Origin of the sequence: Streptomyces sp. NPDC096105, assembly GCF_044763335.1 — a bacterium.
Classification (GTDB): Bacteria; Actinomycetota; Actinomycetes; order Streptomycetales; family Streptomycetaceae; genus Streptomyces.
This window is the reverse complement of sequence record NZ_JBIWGC010000046.1, coordinates 1-5009: the sequence shown is the minus strand read 5'-3', so window position 1 is coordinate 5009 and position 5009 is coordinate 1. Positions and strand designations below refer to the sequence as shown.

General features: G+C 67.8%; 5 protein-coding genes and 2 pseudogenes. 6 read left to right on the top strand and 1 reads right to left on the bottom strand.

Annotated elements, in window-relative coordinates; all coding sequences use genetic code 11:
• The 3 genes from ACIQ8B_RS32835 to ACIQ8B_RS32825 form a co-directional block, all read left to right on the top strand.
• A partial coding sequence (locus ACIQ8B_RS32835; protein WP_403551981.1) for a transposase occupies positions 1 to 506 on the top strand: 506 nt, incomplete at its 5' end.
• A 124-nt stretch (positions 507 to 630) separates the two neighbouring features.
• A complete protein-coding gene (locus ACIQ8B_RS32830; protein ID WP_290003513.1) occupies positions 631 to 939 on the top strand; it encodes a DUF1778 domain-containing protein in 309 nt (102 codons plus the stop codon).
• The gene (locus ACIQ8B_RS32825; protein WP_290003514.1) at positions 936 to 1322 is read left to right on the top strand and encodes a fic family toxin-antitoxin system, toxin component; all 387 of its coding nucleotides are present in this window, start codon (positions 936 to 938) and stop codon (positions 1320 to 1322) included. The genes ACIQ8B_RS32830 and ACIQ8B_RS32825 overlap by 4 nt, the downstream gene beginning before the upstream one ends.
• Before the next feature lie 427 nt (positions 1323 to 1749).
• Here the strand turns inward: ACIQ8B_RS32825 and ACIQ8B_RS32820 are convergent, their stop codons facing one another.
• Positions 1750 to 2022 carry a hypothetical protein gene (locus tag ACIQ8B_RS32820; protein ID WP_403551979.1) on the bottom strand — a complete coding sequence of 91 codons (273 nt, stop codon included), beginning with the start codon at positions 2020 to 2022 and terminating at the stop codon, positions 1750 to 1752.
• 90 nt (positions 2023 to 2112) lie between these two features.
• Here ACIQ8B_RS32820 and ACIQ8B_RS32815 point away from each other — a divergent pair.
• The 3 genes and pseudogenes from ACIQ8B_RS32815 to ACIQ8B_RS32805 all read left to right on the top strand — a co-directional run.
• Positions 2113 to 2274, top strand: a pseudogene (locus ACIQ8B_RS32815) (transposase); the annotation flags it as partial.
• Positions 2275 to 2416: 142 nt separating this feature from the next.
• Positions 2417 to 3340, top strand: coding sequence for an IS3 family transposase (locus ACIQ8B_RS32810; RefSeq protein WP_403551977.1), 924 nt, complete (start codon positions 2417 to 2419; stop codon positions 3338 to 3340).
• A 537-nt stretch (positions 3341 to 3877) separates the two neighbouring features.
• Positions 3878 to 4915: pseudogene (locus ACIQ8B_RS32805) on the top strand (IS256 family transposase); the annotation flags it as partial.
• Between the last annotated feature and the right edge of the window lie 94 nt (positions 4916 to 5009).

The following is a 5009-nucleotide window of genomic DNA, read 5'->3' as shown; positions in this document are numbered from 1 at the left end:
ACGCCGAGTGGCCGGGCACGAAGCCGGTCGGGGACATCACCTGCCTCCCCACCGCCGAGGGCCGGCTCCACCTCGCCTGCCGGCTGGACCTGGCCACCCGCGAGGTCGTCGGATACGCAACAGCCGACCACCACCGCGCCTCCCTCGTCGCCGACGCCCTGAAGACGGCCCATGGTCGCGGCGGCCTGCAGCCGGAACGCATCACCCACTCGGATCGCGGCAGCGAATACACATCAGCCGAATTCCGCAGGAAAATAATCGAGTTGGGCCTGCGGCAAAGCTGCGGCCGCACCGGATCGTGCTTCGGCAACGCCGCCGCGGAGAGCTTCTGGACCCTGCTCAAGGAAGAGATCCGCACCCGGCCCGACCGGACCACCGCCCGCGCCGAGGTCCTCGCCTTCACCGAGACGTTCCACAACCGGCGCCGCCTGCGCAAACACAAGGCCTTCGGCTACCTCACCCCGGCTGAGACCAGGCAGCGCCACCAGCACACCCTCGCGGCATAGAGATCGAGTTCCCAAGATCACGGGGAAACTTTAGCGGGCCTGCTGCCCAGTCTTCACCGACGGCCGCCCGGGGCCGGGGTCGTCCGCGTCGCTCATGAGACACACGTACGGTATCGCTGGTATCATGGATACCATGTCGGACCCCAAAGCAATGAGCTTGCGCTTCCCCGACCCCGCGCAGCGGGCCGCTATCGCGGCCGCGGCCAAGCAGGCGGGGGTCAGCATGCAGGAGTACATCCTCTCCGCCGCTTACGACCGCGCGACCGCCGTGGAACGCAAGTTCCTGGACGGTTTCCAGGTATCCATGGCCCGCAGCGGCGCGGCATTCGCTGCCGAGCCCAGCAGTTTGGATCCCAGTGCCGAACAGCGGGCGGCCGAGCAGGAAGCGCAGCGGGAACTCGGACAGCGCCAGGAGCGAGGCCACGCCGCGTGACCCAGCCGGAACCGCTCCACCCGCTCGACGTCACGTTCCTCCTGCATGCCGCTGAGCTGCTCGACGGTGATCCTCAGGTCGACGACCTCGGACCGCTGTACGCCGCTGTCGCCCGGGTCAATGCCCGCGCGATGGAGCGCGACATCTACGGATCCCTGTATCTCAAGGCCGGCGCGCTGCTGCAGACCCTGGCGAAGTTGCCGTGTCTGGAGCACTCCAACGAGCGCTTCGCCTGGCACGCGACTGAGGCCTACCTGATCCTCAACGCGCGCGAACTCGACTACCTGCCCAAGGCGGCGGTCGCGCTCGTGCGGGATGCGGCCTCTGGATCGCTCGGCGTCGCCCGGATCGCCCGCCAGCTACGCGACTGGACCGTCGCCTGATCCGGGCCCGGGCCGCGTTGTGCTCGGTCGGCTCCTGATTGTGCTGAGCCTGCGTGCCCGCCGCCTCGACTTCGGCGAGGCGCGCCCATGCTGCCGGTTCCCGGGCGGTGCTCTGGCTCGGGGGCCCGGGGCGGCGCTGGTGGCTTCCCGGCTGTGGGCCCTGACCGGGAGGGACGCGGGCGGGCAGATGCCTCAGTCGCCGTCCCGCGAGGGACAGTCACTCAGTGGTTCTTCAACGGCTGCCGCACGGGTCGTCGCCCACAGGCATCGGCTTGGTGTCGGCAGCCAGGCAGGAGGACCAGGCAGGAGGAGTGCACCCGCGGTCGGGTGGGCTGCGGCTGTGGTTCCGTCGCGGCGCTCACGGCGGTGATCGCCACGGCACCGGCGCAGATCAGCCCTGCTGTGACGGCGAGCCCTGCACGGCGGCTCACCGGTCGCTGCTGAAGTGGTCGAGAACTTCATCGCTGCAGCCGTCCGCGCCGACCCGGGTTCGCGTGAAGGCCAGCACGCCGTCGTCGTTGCCTTCCTTCTTGGCCTTGGCCAGCTGCGTCTCGATGTCCGCGATGTACTCGGCGCACTCGGCGCTGACGGGCTTCTCGGGCTGTGGGTCAGGCGCCGGAAAGGCGTTCAGTGCGGCGGTGGCAGCGATACCGGCCACGCACAGCACCACCCACGCGGCAACCCACGTGCGACGGCTCATCCGTAACGGTTTGGGTATGTGAGGTTCCCCCGAGGTGCGGGGGGATGACGACAGCGGGTCATATGGGACTCACCGAGAGGAGCCCTGTAGATGCCTGCCCCGAGGAAATACCCGCTGGAATTGCGTGAGCGTGCGGTGCGGATGTACCGCGCGTCGGAGCCCAAGCCCGTGATCCGCCGCATGGCCGAGGAGGTCGGCGTGCACCACGAGGCCCTGCGCGGCTGGATCCGCCAGGCCGAGGCCGACGCCGGCGAACGCGACGACCTGCTCACCAGCGACGAACGCGCGGAGCTCGCCGCGCTGCGAAGGAGAACGCCCAGCTCAAGCGGTCCAACGAAATCCTGCGGACGGCCTCGTCTTTTTTCGCGGCACAGCTCGACCCGACCCGGCCCAGGTGATCGCGCTCTTCGACGAGCACGACCACCTGGAGGTCGAGCCCACCCTCCGGGAACTCCACATTCCCTCCTCGACCTACTACCGATGGCGCCGGGCGAAGAGACACCTGTGCGAACGGCGCCGCCGGGACACCGAGCTGACCCGGCAGATCCAGCAGATCCACGCCGACTCCGGCGGAATCCACGGCTCTCCCCGCGTCCATGCCGTCCTCAAACGGCAGGACGTTCACGTCGGCCGGAAAAGAGTCGAGCGGCTCATGCGCGAAGCCGGCCTCGCCGGGATCAGCCCGCGCCGGCACGGCAAGGGCTTCACCCGCCGCGACCCGGACGCCGACCCAGCCCCCGACCTGGTCAGGCGCACCTTCACCGCCGACGCGCCGAACCGGCTGTGGGTCACCGACCTGACCATGATCACGACCCTCGAGGGACCCCTGTGGCTGTCAGCGATCCGGGACGCGTCCTCCCGCCGGGTCGTGGCCTGGGAGACCTCCGCCCACACGGACGCCGACCTCGTGCTGACCTGCCTCGAGTACGCCCTCGCATCCCGGGAGGTCGAACCCGGCCATTTGATCCATCATGCGGATCACGGCTGTCAGTACACGTCCGTGAAGCTCACCGCACGCCTGGTGGGAGCAGGGATCGAGGCATCCATGGGTTCCGTCGGGGACTCCTATGACAACGCCCTTGCCGAGAACCTGTGGATGCTGGTCAGGACCGAGTGCATCCGCGGCCGGACCTTCGCCACCCGGGCCAAGACGAACCTCGCGCTCTTCGAATACCTCGACGGCTTCTACAACCCCCGCCGCATCCAAAAACGCCTCGGCTACCTCAGCCCCATCGAGTTCGAGGAGAAGCACTACGCCGACCAGGAACCGGCCGAACCGGTGAACCTGAAACCACGCCAACCGGCCCTGACCAGCTAGTCAGCAACTCCCGCATAGCGGGGGAACCTCACTGCCCTGCATCATCACCCCTGCAGGACAGGATGAAAACGGTTCACTGGTCTATTTTCCGCGCCGAAACTGGACCAGCACCGAAGCCGTTGCGACCACGCCTACGCCACTAAGGACGAGGAAGCCCCAACGCCCAGCCGCAAGGGAGGTTCCTGAAGAGAGCACGCACAGAACGAGTACCGTCCAAACGCAAATTTTCCAGATACGGCTTTCTCGCAAGTCCCCTGAGCTTCGCATACATACTCCTCTCGCTCTTACGATATGAACTGCAGCTGAGCAGGGTGGAGGCGATCGTGCGTCGCCCCCACCCCACGGTTTCAGTCTGCGATGTGCCGCCCGACTACCACCCCGACCCCGAAGGCACCGCCGACGAAGCCGCCGATGCCGACTCCGACTTCGCAGGCCTGGGGACCGAAGAAGCACGCGCCTCCCCCGAGACCAGCCCCGGCACCGGCAGATCGGGCCTGTGGCGTGAAGGGTCTAACTCCCCAATAGATCGCGGCAGTTATGGCTGCTGTGACCGATGGGAGCAAGACCGTGAAGCAGAGCACGCGTTCGACCGCTGAGGTGGGCCAGAAGACGGCTGCACCGTCGCTGGACAGGGCCTTGGTGGCCCAGCTGATGGCCCAGGCGAAGGCTGACGGCGTGAGCCTGACCGGAGAAGGGGGACTTCTCGGCCAGCTGACGAAGCTGTTGCTGGAGGGAGCTCTGGAAGGCGAGCTCACCGACCACCTGGACCGGGAGAGCGGTGAGCGGACGGAGGACGGCCGCAGCGGGAACTACCGCAACGGACACCGGTCGAAGATGGTGACGACCGAGGCCGGACCGGTGGAGATCGACGTTCCGCGGGACCGGAACGGGTCCTTCGAGCCGGAACTGGTGAAGAAGCGGCAGCGGCGACTGACGGGCGTCGACGAGACGGTGCTGTCGCTGTCGGCGAAGGGCCTCACCCATGGAGAGATCTCCGCGCATCTGGCCGAGGTTTATGACGCCGATGTGTCCAAGCAGACGATCTCCACGATCACGGACAGCGTGCTCGAGCGGATGGCCGAATGGCAGAACCGCCCGCTCGACCGCGTCTGCCCGGTCGCGTTCATCGACTGCGTGAACGTCAAGATCCGCGACGGCCAGGTCGCCAACCGGCCCGTCTACATGGCGCTCGCCGTGACGGCGGAAGGAGCCCGCGACATCCTCGGCCTGTGGGTCGGTGACGGCGGTGAGGGGGCCAAGTACCGGCAGCACGTCCTCATCGAGATCAAGACCCGGGGCGTCGCGGATGTCCTCATGGCGGTCTGCGACGGGCCCAGGGAACTTCCCGAGTCCGTGACCCGCGTCTGGCCCCTGGCCGTGGTCCAGACCTGCGTGGTTCATCTGCTGCGGAACAGTTTCCGCTACGCGGGCCGACAGGACCGGGAGAAACTCGCGAAGGACCTGCGGCCTGTCTGCACGGCTCCGACCGAGGCCGCAGCAGCCGAGCGGTTCGGCGAGTTCCAGGAGAAATGGGGAACGAAGTACCGGGCAATCGTCCGGCTCTGGGAGGACGCCTAACGAGCTCGTGCACAGTAGGCGGTGGGGCGTCGAGGACTTTGGCGGGGCTCGGTGTTCACCTCGGCCGTGCCGAGGTGAGGTCGACGGTCTG